Annotated in this window: 14 protein-coding genes; 6 read left to right on the top strand and 8 right to left on the bottom strand. The window is 48.5% G+C overall.

Features of this window, described 5'->3' with window-relative positions; all coding sequences use genetic code 11:
- Nucleotides 1–17: 17 nt before the first annotated feature.
- The 4 genes from BP71_RS09975 to BP71_RS09960 all read right to left on the bottom strand — a co-directional run bounded on the left by BP71_RS09975 (nucleotide 18) and on the right by BP71_RS09960 (nucleotide 5,833).
- Nucleotides 18–1,904, bottom strand: a complete 1,887-nt coding sequence (locus tag BP71_RS09975) for a right-handed parallel beta-helix repeat-containing protein (RefSeq protein ID WP_496378640.1) — start codon at nucleotides 1,902–1,904, stop codon at nucleotides 18–20.
- Nucleotides 1,905–2,193: 289 nt separating this feature from the next.
- Nucleotides 2,194–2,667, bottom strand: coding sequence for a hypothetical protein (locus BP71_RS09970; RefSeq protein ID WP_496378638.1), 474 nt, complete (start codon nucleotides 2,665–2,667; stop codon nucleotides 2,194–2,196).
- A gap of 101 nt (nucleotides 2,668–2,768) precedes the next feature.
- Nucleotides 2,769–4,346 (bottom strand): glycoside hydrolase family 43 protein, encoded by a 1,578-nt coding sequence (locus BP71_RS09965; protein WP_496378636.1) that lies wholly within the window; start codon nucleotides 4,344–4,346, stop codon nucleotides 2,769–2,771.
- Between the two features lie 32 nt (nucleotides 4,347–4,378).
- On the bottom strand, nucleotides 4,379–5,833 hold the full coding sequence (locus BP71_RS09960; protein ID WP_496378634.1) for an aminotransferase-like domain-containing protein: 1,455 nt from the start codon (nucleotides 5,831–5,833) through the stop codon (nucleotides 4,379–4,381).
- A gap of 94 nt (nucleotides 5,834–5,927) precedes the next feature.
- Here BP71_RS09960 and BP71_RS09955 point away from each other — a divergent pair, with 94 nt between their 5' ends.
- Nucleotides 5,928–6,821 carry a DMT family transporter gene (locus BP71_RS09955; RefSeq protein WP_496378632.1) on the top strand — a complete coding sequence of 298 codons (894 nt, stop codon included), beginning with the start codon at nucleotides 5,928–5,930 and terminating at the stop codon, nucleotides 6,819–6,821.
- A gap of 70 nt (nucleotides 6,822–6,891) precedes the next feature.
- Nucleotides 6,892–7,125: a hypothetical protein gene (locus tag BP71_RS09950; RefSeq protein ID WP_496378630.1), complete on the top strand. Its 234-nt coding sequence runs from the start codon at nucleotides 6,892–6,894 to the stop codon at nucleotides 7,123–7,125.
- A gap of 52 nt (nucleotides 7,126–7,177) precedes the next feature.
- Here BP71_RS09950 and BP71_RS09945 read toward each other — a convergent pair whose 3' ends face one another.
- Entirely contained in the window at nucleotides 7,178–8,464 is a 1,287-nt protein-coding gene (locus BP71_RS09945) for a sensor histidine kinase (protein WP_496378628.1), read from the bottom strand.
- 160 nt (nucleotides 8,465–8,624) lie between these two features.
- On the opposite strand from BP71_RS09945, the gene BP71_RS09940 reads away from it, so the two are divergent.
- The 3 genes from BP71_RS09940 to BP71_RS09930 all read left to right on the top strand — a co-directional run bounded on the left by BP71_RS09940 (nucleotide 8,625) and on the right by BP71_RS09930 (nucleotide 13,637).
- Nucleotides 8,625–9,056, top strand: a complete 432-nt coding sequence (locus BP71_RS09940) for a hypothetical protein (protein ID WP_496378626.1) — start codon at nucleotides 8,625–8,627, stop codon at nucleotides 9,054–9,056.
- 395 nt (nucleotides 9,057–9,451) lie between these two features.
- Entirely contained in the window at nucleotides 9,452–12,442 is a 2,991-nt protein-coding gene (locus tag BP71_RS09935) for a hypothetical protein (protein ID WP_496378624.1), read from the top strand.
- Nucleotides 12,443–12,536: 94 nt separating this feature from the next.
- Nucleotides 12,537–13,637 (top strand): T9SS type A sorting domain-containing protein, encoded by a 1,101-nt coding sequence (locus tag BP71_RS09930; protein ID WP_496378622.1) that lies wholly within the window; start codon nucleotides 12,537–12,539, stop codon nucleotides 13,635–13,637.
- A gap of 112 nt (nucleotides 13,638–13,749) precedes the next feature.
- Here BP71_RS09930 and BP71_RS09925 read toward each other — a convergent pair whose 3' ends face one another.
- Both BP71_RS09925 and BP71_RS09920 read right to left on the bottom strand, forming a co-directional pair.
- Nucleotides 13,750–14,625, bottom strand: coding sequence for an AraC family transcriptional regulator (locus BP71_RS09925; protein ID WP_496378620.1), 876 nt, complete (start codon nucleotides 14,623–14,625; stop codon nucleotides 13,750–13,752).
- An 18-nt stretch (nucleotides 14,626–14,643) separates the two neighbouring features.
- Entirely contained in the window at nucleotides 14,644–15,660 is a 1,017-nt protein-coding gene (locus tag BP71_RS09920; protein WP_496378618.1) for an SDR family NAD(P)-dependent oxidoreductase, read from the bottom strand.
- Between the two features lie 268 nt (nucleotides 15,661–15,928).
- Between BP71_RS09920 and porU2 the strand changes: the two genes are divergently transcribed.
- Nucleotides 15,929–19,261: a putative type IX secretion system sortase PorU2 gene (gene porU2 / locus BP71_RS09915; protein WP_496378616.1), complete on the top strand. Its 3,333-nt coding sequence runs from the start codon at nucleotides 15,929–15,931 to the stop codon at nucleotides 19,259–19,261.
- 11 nt (nucleotides 19,262–19,272) lie between these two features.
- On the opposite strand, the gene BP71_RS09910 is transcribed toward porU2, so the two are convergent.
- Nucleotides 19,273–20,265, bottom strand: coding sequence for a 2-hydroxyacid dehydrogenase (locus BP71_RS09910; protein ID WP_496378614.1), 993 nt, complete (start codon nucleotides 20,263–20,265; stop codon nucleotides 19,273–19,275).
- Between the last annotated feature and the right edge of the window lie 164 nt (nucleotides 20,266–20,429).

The following is a 20,429-nucleotide window of genomic DNA, read 5'->3' as shown; positions in this document are numbered from 1 at the left end:
GTGGAAGTGATTTGCGTCTAGAAAGTGATATGATCGGCTACAATCTGCCCGGAGATGACATTTCCGCTGGTGACTTTCGGATCGGGGCATGAATCGATGTAAAGTCCTTGTGCACCGGCGTAACTTCCGTCCTTTACCAGCAGGTTGCCGGATACTAATAGGTTGGAAGCTTTTTCGACCCACACCGCCCTGTTTTTGTTCCTGACCTGGTTGTTGGCAATGTTTACACAATTTAAGCTGTACACAGGCGTGGAGTCGGTTGTCAGAACTCCATTTACATTGATCGGGGAACAATCGGTAGCCGTAGATTCATCACGGAAGAAATTGCCGCTGATTTGCAGACTGGATAGTCTGGAATCTGCGGAAGCTGCTACCCGGATGGCATGTTGGGTAAAGGATTCGAACACATTATCCCCAATCACCGTGTTTTCGAAAGTGACGGGAGTTCCGCTTACCCCTCCTGCGGGAATGATGGAAATGCACCTTGCGATATGGCCGTTAGATCCGACCCTGAAAATATTGTTGGTGATCCTCAGATCATTTCCTGACTGGGATGATATGCCATTAATCGAATTGCCTTCAAATCTGCAATTGCGTACGGTTATATTCTTCACGGAGCCTGGTGCAACATTGCCGAGGATCAATCCTTTTTCACCACCCAGGAATAAACATTCTTCGATGACAAATCCATCCGCATAATCTAAAAACAAACCATTGACCATGTTGGAAAATACAATCCGCTTGAATATACTCTCTTTGCTTATAAATGTTGAATTGAATTTAAAGCTGGTAAGCGAGGTGTTGCTATTTCCACGATGGATTGTGAAGCTTTCGCATTGGATGGTATCCGCAGTATTTACGTTAAATAGTGATTTATTGGCTACTGTGGTTGTGGGGTTAAAGACCGTATTCTCACGTCCTTTAATATAAAGTCCGCCATTGATATTGAGCGTATCACTCACGGTTATGGTGCCATTGGGTAATATGATCACACCACTTTTCTGGCGGGCATTTTCGAACTCGTCCTGTAACTTGGCACGGTTGTCGACCGCTACATTGGTATCCGCCATGGATATCACGGCACTTCGCTCAAAAAATGGGTACAGCTTTTCAAAATTCCGGACAGCCTGGTCCACGATGTTCGTAGCGGCTATGTAGCTTTGCGTTTCGTTCATCACATTCAACGATTCCCAGCTTACAATTCGCAGCGTGGTGATCGGAGGTGTACTGCCCACAATAGACAGCTTGACGGCAAGGGCTTCGCTAGCCGCCCGGAGCACGTAGGAAATGATGATTTCCACTTTGAGATTATCTTCCGGATAGGGTCTGGTGACCACATCCTCGGGTGCCAGCGGGACGTTGGTGCCTCCGGAGGTCAATGTTACGGAGGTAATGTTCCCGATGAGGACGGGAGAGTTCTCCGTTAGCAAAAGGCGGATTTTTATAGCGTCTCCTACCTCATATCCGGCAAAATCGCCACTGGAGAACGATTTCATGAGGTAGGTGCCGATCCCTGTTCCTGCTCCCGATCCAATTGTAATCGTCTTATGAAGCGCGTCGACATCGCCTCCGTTGGCTTCGGCGCTGGACGCCGTGCTGACGATCGATGGTCCCCAGCCCGCCTGTCTGTTTTGCAGAATAATATCGCTGAATGTTTCACCGAATCCGCTGTCAGGATATTTTTTTACCAGATTCACCAGCGCTGTTCCGCCCTTATACCAGAATTCGCGAATGCCGCTGCCGGAATTGACGATGCGGATGTCACCCACTGCGATATGTCCCGCGGGGACACTGTTGTGCGCCTCCGTAACCGATGTGTAAGGTGTTCCGTCTGACTTCATGGAGTTGGCGTCCAATGGAAGCGTACTTATTTTTCTGATCGAATCAAACTCTTGAACAGGCATAGCGTCGTTTTTTTGAAATGAAAGAATTGATTTAAGGAATGCTGAATATTAATTTAATGCTAATCCTAATTTAAAATAGGCATAGGGAGTTGCCGTCATTTGTCGAGAAAGATCTACAAACGAATTACTTTATGGATGATTAAAATATGATGTTTTTTGTTATGCTATTATCAAAAATAATAGTATTTTTCTAGAAGGGTTACTATCGATATAACTGGTAAAAGAGACTTCTATTGTATTCGTTTTTAATTAAATATTTTTTGCAGAAATGTCTAAAATTAACGTATCGTTATTGAATTAAATTTGCGTTAATTTTTGTTGGACATCTTGAAATTTGAAATAAGAATAGCCACCCCGAAAGGTTGTAAAGGTGCATTGAAGCTGCAAAGAGTTTGGCAATGGAGCTCCTTACGACGACCGTCTTGTATTCAGCTGCCAGGGATTTCCGACTGTGCAGATCGCCTTTGTGTCGATCAGTTGTGCCATGGTTTTTCCCATGAACCTGAAATCGGTCGAGAGAGTTGTGATGCCGCCCGCCGGGATTTCTTTGACGGGGGCCGATGTAGGAGACAATGCCGGGAATGAGCTGTCGAACAGCAGCTTGCTTGATAAGGTCGGCGAGGTCTTCATCTTTTATCACCGGGAAGAGGGCGCATTGTTCGCTGGTCGGGACAGCGGTTTCCGCAAAGTAGTTCTTTGCAAAGCCGCATTCATGGCAGATTTTTATGCCCATCGCATCTTTCTCCGGGTTCCTTTTCTTCATTCTGCACGTGAAGATCCGTTTGTACTTCCGGGTCGGCTCGTGGCCGGATACCAGCGCTTTATAGGTGTTTTATCACAGTCCTGGACAATAGCTGAATACACTCATTCGTATTTCAACCGGATAGACTTGATCTGGCCTGTCCCGGCGCCATTTCCCGATACATTTACACCTATACGTGGTGCGCGGTCCCAGCGGGGGAGCCATGGCGCTTCCATGTGGACAGGCGTTGCGAGCGAATCGATTTTATGCCTGGCAACGTTCCAGCTGAACTCAAAGAATTGTCCGAACCTGGTTTTTACCTGCAGCTCTACGTCCTGGTATCTGTCGGGAATCTCCTGGGTTTTCACAGTTTCCTTTTTGCCCTCCTTTAAAGTCCACAACTCGATGGTATGCCCTTTGACACCCAGTCCGATGGCATTATCAGCGTCTCCATACAGAATGATATGCTGGGCAAGATCGGGCGATGCCGTCATTTCGGCCGAAAAGGTATAGCTGCCTTTTTTCGCCACGAGTCCCAGAAAATTGCCGGTCAGGGCCGGATTGTCGTTCGAAATGCGGAGGGCGCTTCTTTCGATAATATAGTCTGGTTTCTTGAAACGGGCGTCGAAGACCCAGGGCAGACGTAATGTATCGCGCTCGTAGTTGGCATAAAGGTCTGGATTGGAGATGGATGTAGCAGAGAGCGGGGCCTCAGCCTGGATCGGTGTGGCTTTTCCATACCGGAACGACGGCCACTGTGAAGCGGGCTCCCAAACCAGTTCGCTCAGCACGCCTTGCCGCCCGAGGAAGTTGAAACCAGCTGTATTGTATGCATGGTGTAAGTAAAAGTAACGTTTGTCGGGGGTAACGACCACCGTACCGTGCCCGGGGCATTTCCATGTTTCATCTCCAAACAGTACCGGATTACCGGTGTACTTTTCCCAGGGACCCCGGATTTTTTCCGCGCGTGCGAGACCTACCTGATAATTGCAATTGACGCCACAGCACGCATTGCCTGAGTAAAGCATATACCAGTATTTTCCTCTTTTGAAAATCGCCTGGCCTTCCGCCCCGCCATCTTCCCAGTTGCCAGCATCGGCTTTGATCATCGGAAACGCCTTTCCGGTCACTTTCAGACCGTCGGCGCTGAGCTCTGCTCCCAGAATTTCGATTCCCTTACCCTTGTCGAGACCATATGCTTTCCAGGTGAGATATAGTTTACCATTGTCTTCGAGCACATAAGCATCGATCGCCTCATTGGTCCATTCCAGCAATAAGCCGTGATCTTTGAAACCTTTACGGAGGTCGGTAGTACTTGCCACGCCGATGAAGGATTTTTGATCGGATCTGCGTCTGGCTGTGTAATACACGTAAAAAGTGCCATTCCGGAAAAACAACTCGGGCGCCCAGTAGCTGCCGACCGTCCAAGGCGGCAATTTTTCAAACACCGGACCTACATATTCCCATTCTACCAGGTTTTTGGATGTATAAACAGGATAAGCAGGCCCCCATTCCGACGAAGTGCCCGCTGCGTAATAGGTATCACCGACAAGTATCACCGAAGGGTCGGCAAAATCCCCCGCAATGACCGGGTTACGGTAGGTAATCACAGGCCGTTTGGGTAGTTGTTGGGCAATGGTTTGAAAAGCGACAAGTAAAAGGCAGGCAAGTGTTAAACGCATAGAGACGACGTTTTTCATGATGGTTTCGGGTTTAAGATATCAATTTTGCGCTAATCGGGATTTGAAGCGACCTGCGGTGCAGCGCGTTCATGCAGTGTTTTCGCAAGATCCCCGAGTTGTTTCAATTTAAAATCGAGTTCCTCGCTCCATGGCAGTCCGATGCATAGCCTCATGCAATTTTGGAACTGATTTTGCAACGTGAACATGCGGCCGGGCGCTATGCTGATGGACTTCTTCATGGCAAGCTCATACAGTTCCGCAGTGTCGATGTTCTTTCCGAATTCCACCCAGAGCGCCAGCCCGCCCTGTGGCCGGCTGGTTCTGGTGCCCTCAGGGAAATAGTCGGTGATGGCCCTGGCATAATGCTGATAATTGTTCTGCAAAGTGCGGCGGAGCTGGCGAAGATGGTTTTCGTACCGCCCTGTCTGAAGGAAATTCCCAACCGCTTCATGAACGAGCGAAGTAGCTGAAATGGCATGCACCAGTTTTAGTTTCAGGATCTGATCCTTGTATTTGCCGGGCGCGATCCAGCCCACCCGAAATCCCGGCGCCAGTGTTTTGGAGACGGACCCGCACCAGAGTACATTCCCTTCCTGATCGAATGTTTTGCAGCATTTGGGACGTCGCGTACCAAAGTAGAGGTCACCATAAATATCGTCCTCGATGATGGGAATGTTGTGTTGAGACAAGAGCGTCACGATTTTCTCTTTGGTGTTGTCAGGAACGCAACTGCCCAGCGGGGTATTGAAGTTTGGGACCAGCAGGCAGACGTTGATAGTGGGAATGGCCCGCGTCAGGGCGTCGGTGTCTACTCCGGTAACCGGGTGCGTCGCCAGTTCCAGCACTTTGAGGCCTAGGCTGACAATCAGTTGCAGAATACCGGGATAACAGGGGCTTTCGATCGCCACTGTGTCGCCGGGTTTGGTCAATGCCATCAGGCAGAAGGACAATGCGTTCATGCCTCCCGTAGTAGTAACCAGGTCGTCTTCCGTTAGATTTCCGCCCCAGGAGAGGGATCGCACGGCGATCATTCTCCTGAGTTTGGCATTTCCCTGCACGGATTCATACTCGGTACCGCCGGCCCCCAATCCCTGCATGGCGAGCATTATTTCCTTTTTCAGTTTTGCCTTTGGTAAAAGATCGCCGGAGGCAGCCGCAATGGAAAAAAGCGTGAGATCATTCCGTCCCATGTTGGCATAAACCCTGCTGATCAATTCGTTCGGTTCCTGATGGTGTGCTACGGGCGAAGGCCTGCTGGCTGCCGGAAGCGGAAGTTTCAGGTACGCCGGCTGACTAACAAAGTAACCCGATTGCGGTTTGGAGTGGATCAAGGACTGTGCTTCCAGTTCCAGGAATACCCTTTTGGCCGTATTCATACCTACGCTGTGCTGTTGGCAAAGCATTCTCACCGAGGGTAGCCGGTCACCCGCCTTCAGAACACCGGTCCTGATCTGACCGGCAATGTTATTAGCGATGTCGTTATACAGAAAATTTTTCCCCATCATGCAAATATAACTGTATCCATTACTTTGTTCAAAACTGATACTGTGGTCGTCTTGATATCTTCTCTAATTTTGGGCCATAAAGTAATCGTTCAATATGAGTGATCAATCAATTTCTTACAAGCTCCCGGGAAATGCTACCGGTGGATGGATCAACGGATTCATCGGCGTTTTAATCTTTAGTGGCTCGCTTCCGGCTACGAGGGCGGCTGTGGCCGACATGTCGCCCATCTTTCTGACGGTTGCCCGGGCGACGATCGCCGGTACGTTGGCTATTGGCGTGTTGCTGATCTTCCGGGAAAAGCGGCCCACGCGGAACCAGCTTCTGCCTTTGGCGATTGTTGCACTTGGGGTGGTGATTGGCTTCCCGCTGCTGAGCGCATTGGCATTACAATATATTACGTCGGCACATTCCATTGTTTTCACAGGTATGTTACCCCTTTCGACAGCGATCTTCGGCGTGTTTCGCGGGAGCGAGCGGCCAAGACCGGCGTTTTGGATATTTTCTCTGGCGGGCAGTTTACTCGTCGCGGGGTACGCCGCGATGCAGGGCATTTCGGCATCACCCGTTGGCGACGTTCTGATGTTGCTGGCGATCCTGCTTTGTGGGCTGGGGTATGCGGAAGGAGCCCGGCTTTCCAAGATGCTGGGCGGCTGGCAGGTGATTTCCTGGGCTTTGGTACTCTCGCTGCCGGTTATGGCGCCGCTCACCTGGATTCTTCTGCCATCTGATTTGTCGGAAGTGGGTGCTTCCGGCTGGATAGGTCTGGGTTATGTGTCGTTTTTCAGCATGTTTCTTGGTTTTGTATTCTGGTATCGCGGACTGGCCCAGGGGGGTATCGCTGCTGTTGGGCAATTACAGTTGTTGCAACCATTTTTTGGTTTTGTGCTGGCAGCTTCCCTGCTTCACGAGCAGGTGAGCGCAGGCATGTGGGGAATTACGGCGGGCGTTATCGCGTGTGTGGCAGGTTCCAGGAAATTCTCGCGTTGATGGTGAAGGCATTGGCCCGGTTAGCAGAGGCAGAAATTGGCCAAATCGCTATTTCGGGTTATTTTTGTGCATGACTGAATCCATTTTACTCCCCGTTTCTTACCTTGGTATTACGCACGAATTTCCTCTTGAACTGGTCACATTAGGCTATACCTATCAGCTGCATATCCAGGTTGAGGGGCGTAAACTGATCTTCGAAAAAGATGAGGATCGTGCGTATCGGGTGATCGATGCTTCCGGAGACGCGAACCATATTGATAAAGGGCTGATCAATGCCATTATTTCAACCCTTGACTCTCTGTAATGGCAGTAGATTTCGGTAAACAACACAGTTTGCATGTTAGAATGCTGCTCTGTTAAGCCAATGGAATTTTGACGTAAAAAGATGTGCCGTGGCCTTCACTGGTTATAAATGTGAGCTCCCCTCCGAAGGCTTCGGTGTATTTTTTTGATAATGCCAGTCCCAGGCCGCCGGAGCGTGAGGTATTTCTGGATGGATTTTTCCAACTTTCGATGATTTCTCTCTGGGCAGCCTCCGGGATCCCAGGTCCGCTGTCGGCAATGCAAAAAACATGAAGCCGACCTTGTTGCAACTCATAGGTCAGGTTGATGGTCGAACCCGCTTTTGAAAACTTGACTGCATTGTTGATCAGGTTTCTGATAACGATCGTAAACAGGTGAGGATTCCCCCGCAGCCGGAGATCTTCTGGCAGCGAGATGTTGAATTGCTGTCCTTTGGCCCTGGCAATGTCACTATAGACATGCAGGGTGTTTCCGATGGCGTCCTGGATGTCGAAGTACCTGCTGAGGCCGGATCGCTGGATATCGGATTTTGTCATATCGAGCAAATTCATCAGCAGGTTCTGGGTATTGACAATAGATTGGCGTATTTCACTTTCGAGCATCCGCCGCTCATCGGGTGTTATGTCATAATTTTCTATGATGTCCAGGTATTTCTTCAGGGATACAAGCGGTGTATGATAGTCGTGAGAAATGACGGAGATCAGTCTGGCCTTTTCTTCGTTCAACTCATCGAGCATCATGGCTCTTTCCTCGGCTCTCTCTTTTTCCTTACTATAATTCCTGATAATGAAGCCCAACCCGATCAGGAATAATACGATATTGACCGTATAAGTTGATGCAATGTCAATAAAATGCTCCTTTCGATCTGTATAGTCGCCGAGTATGAACGCAGGATCGTTATACTCCAAGACGAGCAACGTTCCTACGAAACCCAGATTGACCAACGTCAGAATCGCATATTGCCGGCGTGAAGCGATGGCGAGAGAAAGAAAATAAACAAGGCAGAAGGAAAGCAGGGTAGAACCGGTTATACCCGAGGTCAGCCGATAACTTACAACGAAAAAGCAATGGAAAAGCAGAGAGTAAATACTGGACGACAAGGCAGTTCGGCGCTTCACCCGAGACAGATAATAGAGGGAGACCTGAAGCGGGATTAGTGCCGTTGTGATGAGGGCATAGGGTCTCATGCCAACGGCAATGCTGAAAATCAGCACATACAGCATAACCACAATGGTGGCGATGCAAGCAAAATGGTATATGCGGCTTTGTAATGTGAAAGCGTCCCTGTTACCCAGCATATCATGCCAATATCCTTGCAGGCGGGGAAAAAAAGAATTCAAATTCGGGTAGTTTTGTTTGTCAATAAACAGCGGTTTGGACGACAAAAGTGGGGTGCTTTTTTGTGTATTAAAAGTTGATAATAGTTTTTGCAAGATTTTTGCGCCGTCAGCTTCCAACGATCAAGGTACTGCATGACTCTTAGGTAAAAAACATTGACTTATGAACAGATATCTGCTGTTATTTCTGATGGCTTTCGCCCTGGTAGATTGCAAAGACAAAAAGGACCCCGAACCCTTACCGGAATTGAAAGACCTGGTCGGGAAATGGCGGCTGGTGGAATACGAATACATCCGTGGCGATACGGTAGTCAAGGATGTAGTATCAAAGGAAAACAGTCGTTTCATCCAATTCCGCTATGACGGGATTCTGCTCGACGAACTGGGACAAAGCTCGTGCTGTCCGCCATCGTCCTATCTTTTGAATGGCAACACGTTTGAAATCAAAACCATTGGTGCTGCGCCGCCGGCTGGCCCAAATTGCTACCTGGTGCTGTGCGGCGTGTGTCCGCAATGGCAGCTTACATTACAAGGTGACAGTCTCTCGACTCAGGCGTGTACCGATAGCAAAACCAGGTACGTGCGGGAAAATTAGCCTGCATTGTTTTCTCGCAAGTTTCTTTCTTTTCTTCAAAGGACGTCCTGTCCCTTATAAGGGCCCGCAAACACTTGCGGGCCCTGTGTTTTTGATTGGGTTTAGAGTCGGGGATATTCAGGTTCGTAGCTTTTTGCCGCTGACTGAAAATCAGCATTCGCAGAAATGGCGCGGATGAAATACCGCAGAATCATCGGCCGGTTGCCTCTGGGTCATCGGATTACAAGAAAACGATCAATAACAGAATATTTGTGAAGAGCTCTCGCATTTAATCGGTTAATCGGGCATCCTCCTCTAAGTAAAAGAAATATTTGCGGCGCATTAGGCAATCAGGTGGCTTAATGGATTTCTAAGTATGATTCGGACACACTTTTACTTAATTAATCAATTCAATTATGAACACACTTTTTATTAAATTGAAATTCATCCTGTTCCTGCTTGTGCTGCTAGCATTTACCAGGCTTTACGCACAGCCGACATTTCCGCCTACTGCGGATGAACTATGTAGTAACTGTGTACCCGAGGGATATTCCAAAGCAGATCCCAGCTATCAACCCGCTGTGTCGAGCCCAACCTATTGGGGACAGATCCAGGGAACCTGGACGAATAACCTAGGGCAACCCACCCCACTGCCGGATCCTCCCTCCGAATATTCGCATAATCTAGGTAATATCACGCACCATTTTGTTTCCTTGTATAGTCAGAACAACGTTCAGGGGGATATTCAGGAGGCTATTTCAACTACTGTGAGTGGATTTAAGCAAGGTCAGTCTTATACTTTTGTATATGCTGTCCTGTCTTCTCGGTTGTCATCATCGACGTTTGGGAAGTCAGCCAAGGTGACCATCAGTACGCCCGGGCAACCTTCGGTACTGGTTGGGGAGCAAGAGACGGTGTTTGGATTTCAGCCTACTCCCTATAATACCTGGATTACCAGAACATTTACTTTTACAGCGATGGCCAGCACGCTGGTGTTTAAGTTATCTGCGGGGCAAATGGATCAGGGCCAGATTGGATATGTCAATTTCGATATAAACAACTATCCTTTCCCATGTGCTTCAACGGTGACGGGAGATGTGCCTATTAGCCAGACGGATGTAGACATTTTATGTCCCAGTACAGGCTTTAATTTGAACACACTGGTTAACGTTCCGCCAGCCGGAATTGAAAACAAATGGTTTACGACCTCGGGGATGTTACCGGGGACAGAAGTAGCAGCAGCAGATCAGTCCAATGTACAAAAGGGTACATACTATGTATTTCAATACAATCCTGTTTATGAGTGTTACAACCGGCAAGTGAGCAAGTCCGCAGTTAAGGTAGGAGATAATCCGCAAGTCAAATTAACAACGACCGTGGCGACCAATGCCTGTCCGGAAACCAAAGTTACGCTGGGGTCATATGTCGTTTCTCCCCTACCCACGGGACATGTCGTAAGATGGTTCGACAATGCTGATCATTCGGGCCCACAACTTGATCCATTGATTGCTGGTTCACAAAGCGGGACTTATTATCCGTTTTTGTACAATACAACTTCCCAATGTTACAGCACAATTACGGCAACCAACTCTTTGAGTGTGATCATTAATACGCCATGTTGCAAGGCGGGTAATGAGCAGGTAAAACTGACTTCAAACAGTGTCGTCCTATCATGCGGGCAAACAGCCAATCTGAATAATTTAATCGCCAGCAATAACAATTTTCAACCTGGTACTTCAGTCGAATGGTTCACAACTTCCTATCACGACGTAAATACCAAAGTTGCGGATCCGACAGCCGTAATTGTGGGGACCTATTATGCGTTTGTATACGATCCGGCTGCGAACTGCTATAATGCTGCCATTTCGACGGCTCAGGTTATCGTTTCCGGTATCAATGCGACTCAAGTTCAATTAGATACCGATACGCTTGTCAACGCTTGTCCTTCCCAGACCGTAAACCTATATTCTGCGTATAGCGGCAGTGCGCCATCCGGCTACGAGGTAGTCTTTTATAGCACACCTAATCATGCTAATGGTACGCTTGTCCTGGCCAATGTTAGTACAATGGGAACCTATTATGCTTTTTTGTTCAACAGCACAACAGGATGCTTCAATACCGATAACTCGACAGCTACGGTAGAAGTAATCATTGTGGATTGTACGCCTTGTGCTGCAACAGGATCCAAACAGGTGACCCTCACAAATAACGCACTTGCCAATAATTGTCCGCATTCTCTGACCGTCAATTTGAATTCTGTGATTGGCGGGATAATTCCCGGAGGTCTAGAAGTAGTGTGGTATAACAATGCTTATCGCTTTGGTTCCAAAGTCGCCAATCCATTTGCAGTAGGTGTAAGCGGAACTTACTATGCATTCTTGCATGATATCAATGGCGATTGCTATAATACTGGATGGTCTACCTCGTCAGTCGTAGTGACAATTACGAGTCCTTGTCCGAAAATTTGTAATGCACCTTCTACACAGGTCCCGTTGACTGGTAGCGGTGCGTCGAATGTCTGCCCCTCTGATGGTGTTGATATCAACACATTGATAGTAAGTGGTCCTCCGGCGAACACAATTCATCAGTGGTTCACCGATCCCAATCATACGCCAGGCAATCTAGTTGCTAATCCGAACCATGTTCCCGCTGGAACCTACTATCTTTTTCTCTACGATGCTGCGAATGACTGTTATAATACCGACAATTCAACAGCGAAGGTAATAGTCACAATCAATGAGTGTAAGGTTTTTGTAAATCTTCGGGTGAAACTTCAAGGTGCGATCGATGCCAATTCGGCTGATATGCACACGAACTTACACCAGTCCGGTCTTCTACCGTTGACAGATCCATATGGGATGGGCGGAACGCGCCCTAATAGCGCATTTCCCCTTTTAGTTGATTGGATAAAAGTCGAAATACGAAGTGCGGCGGATCCATCGGTTCTATTGGATGAAAACGTGGGTTTGCTGGAACCGGATGGTCACGTTCAGGGATTAAACGGATCGGCACAACTTGGCTTCAAACCGCAACTACAACCAATCCACATCGTAGTAAGACACCGGAATCACTTACCGATTATGACCAATGTAATCAATTCCTTCGCTACCGGGGATGTGATCTATAATTTCACAGATGCAGAGGGACAGGCCTATAATGACGGCTCTGCACCTGCGCAGATGATCTCTGTGAAAGGAACCTGGTGTATGCCGGCAGGCGATTTGAACGCCACCGATGCCCTTTCCGTTGAGGATCGGGACCTGATGCTGGATGCATTCCATGGAGGTGTGATGGATCAATACGCTAAGGAGGATTTGAATATGGACGGCTCTGTCGATGATGTTGACGTATCATATTTGAATGCCAACTTCTACAAAGGGTTATATTCCATTATCAGCAAATTCTAGCCAGTTCAGAATGAGGGCCGCGGTCGTTAAAACGCGGCCCTACATTCGAAAGAGTTAGCCGAAAATTTGAGCATTTAAATTAACAGATATTAATATGAAATGGTTAATCAAGACATTAACGCTGCTCGGTATTGCAGGAGCGATGTGTGAGAGTAGCGTAGCACAAACAATCATCGTAGATTTTGCTAACAAAGCGGTTAGCCCGGACGGACTCACCTGGACTTTTGACCTCGTTGCCAAGGGGTCGGCCACGAACAATCCACTTTACGACGGGCCGGATAATGACAACTGGCAGGCGATTAATTTGAGGCTGGATGTTGAAGTTCCTGCTGGTGTTGTTGTCACCGGCGGCTCTGGTGTAGCCGATCCTGCTCACGCCAATCGCGCCGGCGTACAGCCCGCCGTTCCTGGAGCACCCGGACTCAATAGGGCAGAGGTAGGTTTTACGGTGACGCGCGACGTGCAGCAAGACGACATTACTACCAGCGACTTTACAAAGCTTGCTACCTTTACGGTGAGTTTTTCAGGACCAGTTTCTCCTGCAAACAAAATTTTCCCGAGGGGGTCCTTGACAAAAATGGGAAGTTCATGGACCAACGTTGCTGGTCAGGATCGTCGTCCCATTATGCTTGAGGGTACGCAAATGACGGACACGCAACCTACTCTGCCAGTATCTCTTATTGATTTCAATGCAAAAAAGGAAGCGGGGACTATTCTATTGACCTGGCAGACTGCTGAGGAAATCAACAGTGAACGTTTCGATGTGCAACGAAGCCAGGATGGTAAGAAATGGGAGATTATCGCCACTGTAAACGCAGCTGGAGAGAGCAAAATAACCCGGACCTATTCTGCAACTGACAAAGAGCCTTTTCAAAGGGAAAACCTGTACCGGCTGCACATGATTGATCAGGATGGAACAAGTGCGTATAGTGTTATACGTAATATCTTATTCGAAGGACAAGGGATCGCTTTGTTCCCCAACCCGGCGAGCGAATACCTGATTACCAGTGCGAGCGTTCTGGCCAAACTTAAATCGGTTGAATTGTTCGATGGAGCGGGTAGACGCGTTTACAGTTCGGGCAGAATACCCAAGGAGAGAATTGCGGTGAGCGGATTCACAGCGGGAGTCTATACTGCCAGGATTCTTACAAAAAGCGGCGAAGTCGTAAACCAAAAAATTGTAATCAGTAGATGAGGCACTGGCCAGATCTGCGATGAGCTTGGGGCTCTTCTAAATATTGCGTTTGATTTACCTGTCTGCTATCGTTTACGCTTGCGTATTGGGTAGCACCGTGTATCGGCAGGGTTTAGTGTGTAGTGACCGATTCCGGGTACCCGATTGGGGACCTGGAATCTTGTTTTTGACGTTCAGGAGCTGATCTTGCCAGCAATCCTGGTGAATGCCCGAATTGGTTTTTGAAAGCATACGAAAAGTGAGACAAGTTTTCGAAACCCGCTTCGAGAAACACATCGACGGGTTTCCGTTGTTTTTCCATGATTTCGTAATAGGCGAGGTCAAGCCGTCTGGCGGTCAGCCATTTTTGAGGAGTGGTGTTGAAAAGTTTCTTGAAATCCCTTCTGAAGCTGGCGACGCTGCGGCCAGTGAGGTAGGCAAACCGTTCGACGGGCAGGTTGAACATATAGTGCTGCTCCATGAAATCGGTCAGTTTGATCTTACCCGGTTCGTCGAAATCGGCCAGGATGCCGTCTACATCCCGGTCGATAGATCTTAATATACTGATAGCCTCCTCTATTTTAATCGCTGCGATGTCCGCGGGCAGGGCATCTCCCAGGTCGAAATACGGGATCAGTGACGCCAGGCAACTTTCCAATAGCGGATGGTTTCGAAAGCAGAAAATCCGGGGCATGACCCGTATCCGCACCGTGGATTTGTACCGGGAGTAAAATGCGCGCAGTGTTTCGCGTGTAAGGTGCATCGCCACCGCTTTATGCGGTCGGCCTTCTGTCGGATAGTTGATGACAGTAGCCAGCTGGTTTCGCGGAATCAAGAAAATATCACCGGCATTGAAAGTGTGAACCGCACTGGCCTGTATGATTTTCGTTTCACCAGATATAAACCAGACCAGCATATGATGCTCAAACACCACCTCTGTTTTAAAGTGCCTGCCACTGAATTCCGACAATTTGATGTCGGGTGTGATGTACTTTGTTTCGAATTCCATGAATGCGGCTGGTTGTAATCAATTTACGGGAAATTGTACCCCTGTCATTTCTTCACTCAATGTCCACAATTTTGCGGCATTTTCCGCATCCAGGGAGTAAGGCTTGACACCTCGTAGCGTTGACGGATCATCGTACTGGTGCACAATATTGCCGTTATCGATCTCGGCAACATCGCAATCTTCACAGTAAACACCTCCGATGCCGTTGAGCAACGGGTTCGTGGCACACCAGACACTCGTGGCAGCCCCTTGATCCAGGTTTTTCAAGCGGGCAGCAACTTCCGGGAACAGGTTGCCGTCGGCATCATGGGTGCCCATCTGCCGGAACAGTTCCATAGGTGCAACTCTGCCGAGGTCCGTTCCTATCACCGATCCGGGATGTAAAGAGAATGCCCGCACGCCAAAATCCTTGGCACGATGGTCAAATTCTACGGTGAAAAGGTTGTTAGCGGATTTGGACCGGCCATACCCCTGAAGTGTTTCGTATTCCTGCTGATTGAAGTTGGGGTCTTCGAAATCAAAAGAGGTAATCTGGTGCCCGAACGACGAAACATTGATCACTCTTGCGCCTCGTGCTTTCAAGGCCGGCCAGAGACGTGCCGTCAGTTGAAAGTGTCCCAGGTGGTTGGTAGCAAGCTGTGATTCGTAACCACGGGCATCACGCCGGAGCGGCACCCACATGATACCTGCATTGTTGACCAGGATATCCAGGTTGTCGTAAGCCGTCAGAAAGCGCGAAGCGAATGCGTCTATTGAGGCGCTATCCATGAGATCCATTGCTTCGATATGTATCTGTTTAATACCGGCGAGATTTTTAGCAGCCTTGCTCACATCACGTGCCGGCACGATTACCGTGGCGCCAGCCTCCGTAAACGTTTTTGCCGTTTCCAGACCAATGCCCGCGTAGCCGCCTGTAACAACAATGGTCTGGCCGGTCAGGTCAATTCCCCTGATTACGTCATGAGTGGTCGAACCGGCGTTGAAGCCCGAAAGGAGAGGCCGTTGTAGTGCCCCGTTGCGATTGTCTTTGTTCATTGTGTTTCTGATTTTTTTCTGATACAAAGCTAGGGCCGGACAGAGAGACGCTGTTTTGTTTAAAACGCCAAAAGACTTTGTTCAAAACGTCATGGCATTGGATTTTGCCGGGGGGCAGAGATCTTTATCTCCTTAGAGTTTCTCATTTGCACCTCTGGGTCATTGTTTGATAATAGCACTCCCGACTGATCGTTGACGGCATGGCGGAACAAGAAGTACGACACCCGCCGAAGCCGATGCAGCAACAACTTCAATAATCCAATCGGGAATGAATATAAATTTGTCAAAAACAGTCTTTCTGGGGCTGCTAGTCTGTATATCTTACACTATTTTCTCTCCGAGCGGTTTGTGCCAGTGGGGATCTCCGTTTGCAAATAGCTGGATCGGGTACGGTAAGCCTTATGTCAAGGTTTCCATCGCTGAAAACGGTTTATACCATCTCTCATTTTCAACACTTCCGAAAGAGTTCAATGTTACCCATCCCGAATTGCTTCAACTATGGCATCGGGGTAGGGAAGTAGCCATCATATCTGCCGACAAAGCCGGTCTTACCTTTTATGCGGTTAAAAATGACGGTGCTACGGATTCGCTGTTGTATCGGCCGGCGAAGTCCAGAATGAACCCCCATTATAGCCTCTTCTCGGATGAAAGTGCTTATTTTTTAACCTTCGCAGAGAAATCTGGCAAACGTGCCAAAGTCGTCAACCAGACGCCAGATGCCAAACTCCCACTAATCAGCGTTCATGAACAGACGGACATTACCACTTTCTTTTCCGATTATTCCCTGAGTACGGCCAAACCTCTCCGTGCTCATTTTTTTAACAGTTTCTACGAAAAAGGCGCCAGTAAAACCGGGCCAAGTACGGTCGGTTCTGAGCGGGTTTATCACGCAATCAAGCTAACGGAACCTGCCGAATGGCCGTCGGGCAGCGTTACGGTCAGTATGCTTTTGCACGGGAGGAGTAACAACGACCGGACCATCAATTTGTATGTCGGGAAGGATAATCAGTCGTTGCGATTGGAGGCATCCGTAACTAATTCCAACTTTGTTGGTAATGGATGTTCGTTTCAGCTAAAACCGTCTGACCTGGATGCTTCGGGTAAAGGTGTTCTGGCGATCGACACCAAAAGCAATGCGATGAAAGACAGTTACTCCCTTTCATTCTACCAGGTAACCTATTCACAGAAGATCGACGGAGTACCAGGTAAGGTATTGAAATTATACCCTACAAATGACCCTTGGACCCGGGTTTCGACGCCGGGACTAAAAGCCGGGTCGCTTGTCTTCGACATTACAGACCCGGACGAACCGGTTATTTTGCAAGGTACAGGACCGTCTTTGATGGTTCCTCGGAAAAAAGGAATGTCTTTGCGAATGATCATATCCGGCCCTGCCCGTGAAATCCCGGCAGGAAAAGTAAAGCCGGTGCCGTTGTTGCCATTGGCGCCCGAAAAGTATGACTACATTATTATTACGCACAAAGCATTGCTGGATGTATCGGCAGAATATGCGGCTTATCGAAGTTCGGAAGCCGGCGGCCGGCACCAGACCCTGGTCGTTGATGTAGCTGACCTGTATAATCAATTCAATTATGGTGAGCCCAGTCCGATAGCCATTAAGCGTTTTGTTAGTTTTTTTCTTTCCAAAAGCGATCAGAAGGACAAATACATTTTTCTGATCGGAAAATCCATTACATACAGTGAGCGGATGGTGCGGGAATTGCCCGGAGAGGTACCCACCGTTGGTTTTCCCGGATCGGATGTGTTGCTGGTGGACGGATTGGACGGCGTCCCTGAAAATGTTCCTGCGGTGCCGATTGGCAGGTTGGCAGCATTTGCCGACACACAGGTGAAAGATTATTTGCAAAAAGTGAAAGAATACGAGAACGTCGGTGGGAAAGACCTGATGTGGCGGAAAAATGTGCTCCACGTCAATGGTGGAAAATCCACGGAGGAGATTTCCACGATGAAGAATATGCTTGCTGGTCTGGCTCCCATCGCTACCGACGGATCATTGGGTGCTGATGTGAAGGCATTTGCGAAGCCACGGGGAATCCTTGAACCGATAGAGGCCAATATTACACCTGAGATCAATGCGGGGGTGGGTTTGATAAGCTACCTCGGCCATGGTTCGCCCGTTCGGATGGATTATAATTTTGGCTACATCACGGAACCGGACCGTCAGTATGAAGTCAATTCCAGATATGCACTGATGTATTTCAATGGATGCAGTGCGGGGAATGTTTTCAGCGACCGGCACAGTTATTCACCGCAACCCGAAGCAAGTAGGATGCCGCTTTCCCTAGATTGGCTCTTGGCACCGGGAAGGGGCGCCATTGCGATTTTAGCCAACAGTTTTGAGTCGTATCTTTCGGTATCCGCCAATTATCTCCATCAGCTTTACCTCAAACTTTTTCAAGAGTATCCCGACATGCCCATTGGCTGGATCCAGGTAGAAGTAGCTAAGGCAATCCTGAAAAATAACACTAATCCGTCGGATGTGGCCAATGTGCATCAAACGGTCTTGCAGGGCGATCCTGCGCTGAGAATCTTTGCACTGGATAAACCCGATTATTCTATTCACCCCGACGAGGGGATCCGGCTGGTGGCGCCTGACGGTGAGACATTGGGCAACGTAAAATCCCTGACGATACAGGCTGTCATTGAAAATAAAGGGATGTATGATTCCAAAGAAAAGTTGGACATTGACGTGGTGATCCATTTCGCGGGCGGCAAAACGGAACATTTGAGTCGCACCGTTCCGGGGGTAAAATATAAGGAAACCGTGTTGTTTGAAAATGTCAGGGCTGGTGCGGACCTGACTCGGATAGAGGTAACCCTCGATCCACGCCATCTATCCCTGGACGACAAGATTGCGAACAATTACAGTGAATTGCTGGTCAATTGGTCTCAGGCGAGTGCGCATCACTACTATCCTTTTGAGTCAGTTAAAGACATGGTGGCACCTGTATTGTCGGTAACCTTCAATAAACGCACGATACAGAATCGTGACCCGGTTGGGCTGAAACCGGAGATAGAATTATTACTTACCGATGACCGGCTGCTATTGCCCGACGAGCAACAGTTTGAGATTAGTATCAAATCCTGTGAAGACCCTGATTGCCCTTGCGGTGAGAATGAATGCGCGCCCAGAAAAGATTTTGCGAATGGTATTAACATCTCTACAATACAAACGGATAATAAAACCACTCGAACCGTGCTGCCAGTGAGCACACTGACAGAAGGAGTCTATCAGCTGGCCGTCAGGCAGATCAAAGACCGGGCCGGGAACATGGCGGAGCCTTTTTATATCGAATTCAGTATCGGATCCGCCGATGAAAGCAAAGTTGCAGTGGTTGTTTCCCCCAACCCGGCGATGCAATATGTGAAATTCACGCCCAGAGATTACCCGGAAGGACAGGCGGTCCTGAGGATTTTTGATAAAAATGGCAATATCAGGCACCAACGAACTTTTATGGCTGACGACACGGGGTTGATGGATTTATATTGGCTGCCGGATGCAGCAGGGAATTATTTTTATCGCATCGAATGGGCAAAAGAAGAGTCATATTCGAGTGGAAAGTTTATTGTACTACATTAACCGGCGCTATATTAAATCAGTAAAACGCCACGCGTATCAGGCTCGATCCCTTTGGATAACGCGGTGATGCTGCCCAGCGTTACCTGTGCGATTTCCGTAAGGGCTTCTTCGGTGAAAAAGGCCTGATGCGCGGTGACCAGTACATTGGGGAAGCTCATCAGACGCTGGATGGTATCATCCTCGATAATACTTTCCGAAAGGTCTTTAAAGAACAAATGCTCCTCCTGCTCGTAGACATCGATACCCAGGTAGGCGACGTGACGTTGTTTGAGCGCCTCTATCACATCATGCGTGTTGATCAACGCGCCCCGACTGGTGTTGATAAGCGTAACGCCCGGTTTCATGGCGGCAAGTGTCACACCGTTGATCAGGTAATGCGTTTCCGGGGTAAGCGGGCAATGCAGCGACACAATGTCGGATGTCGAAAGAAGTTCGTTCAGCGGGACATAGGTAACGTTCGAAAATGTGGCATCCGGGTAGGGGTCATATGCCAGGATTTTACAGCCGAACCCATTTATGATCTTTGCAAAGGCTTTCCCGATCTTGCCTGTTCCTACCACGCCTACTGTTTTGCCATGCAAGTTAAAGCCGAGCAGCCCGTTCAATGCAAAATTCTGCTCCCTGACCCTGTTATAAGCTTTGTGCGTTTTGCGGATCAGGGTCAGGATCATGGCAACGGTGTGTTCTGCCACCGCCTCAGGTGAATATTCAGGTACGCGGCACACCCTTATTCCGAGTTTGCGTGCCGCATCCAGATCCACGTTGTTGAATCCTGCACAGCGTAGCGCCACGATCCTGACACCTTTAGCAGCAAGCGCTTCCAAAACCTGTGCATTCACTTTGTCGTTAACAAACACGCACACCGCTTCCTGCCCGTCGATGGCGTTGACGATATGGGGACCCAGATGCGTTTCCAGGTATTCGATCTGATGCCCGTGTTCCTGATTGTGGAGATTAAAGAAATGTTTGTCGTAGCTTTTGGCAGAGAAAAACAGGATTCGCATAGACGTTCAAGCTGGATAAATTCGAAATGGGGTGCCGTGAAGTTAGGGTATGCTTGCAACGTGGGCAAGTTTTTGAAAAATCTACTGTTTGACGCGCTTGAAGCTCGTATATTGGTGATCGTTAAGTCTGCCGGGAATCTCCTCTTGAAATCTTTAATGTTTTC

The organism is Dyadobacter ginsengisoli DSM 21015 (assembly GCF_059568735.1).
The sequence above is the reverse complement of the archived record's forward strand: the minus strand, read 5'-3'. Positions and strand labels throughout refer to the sequence as shown.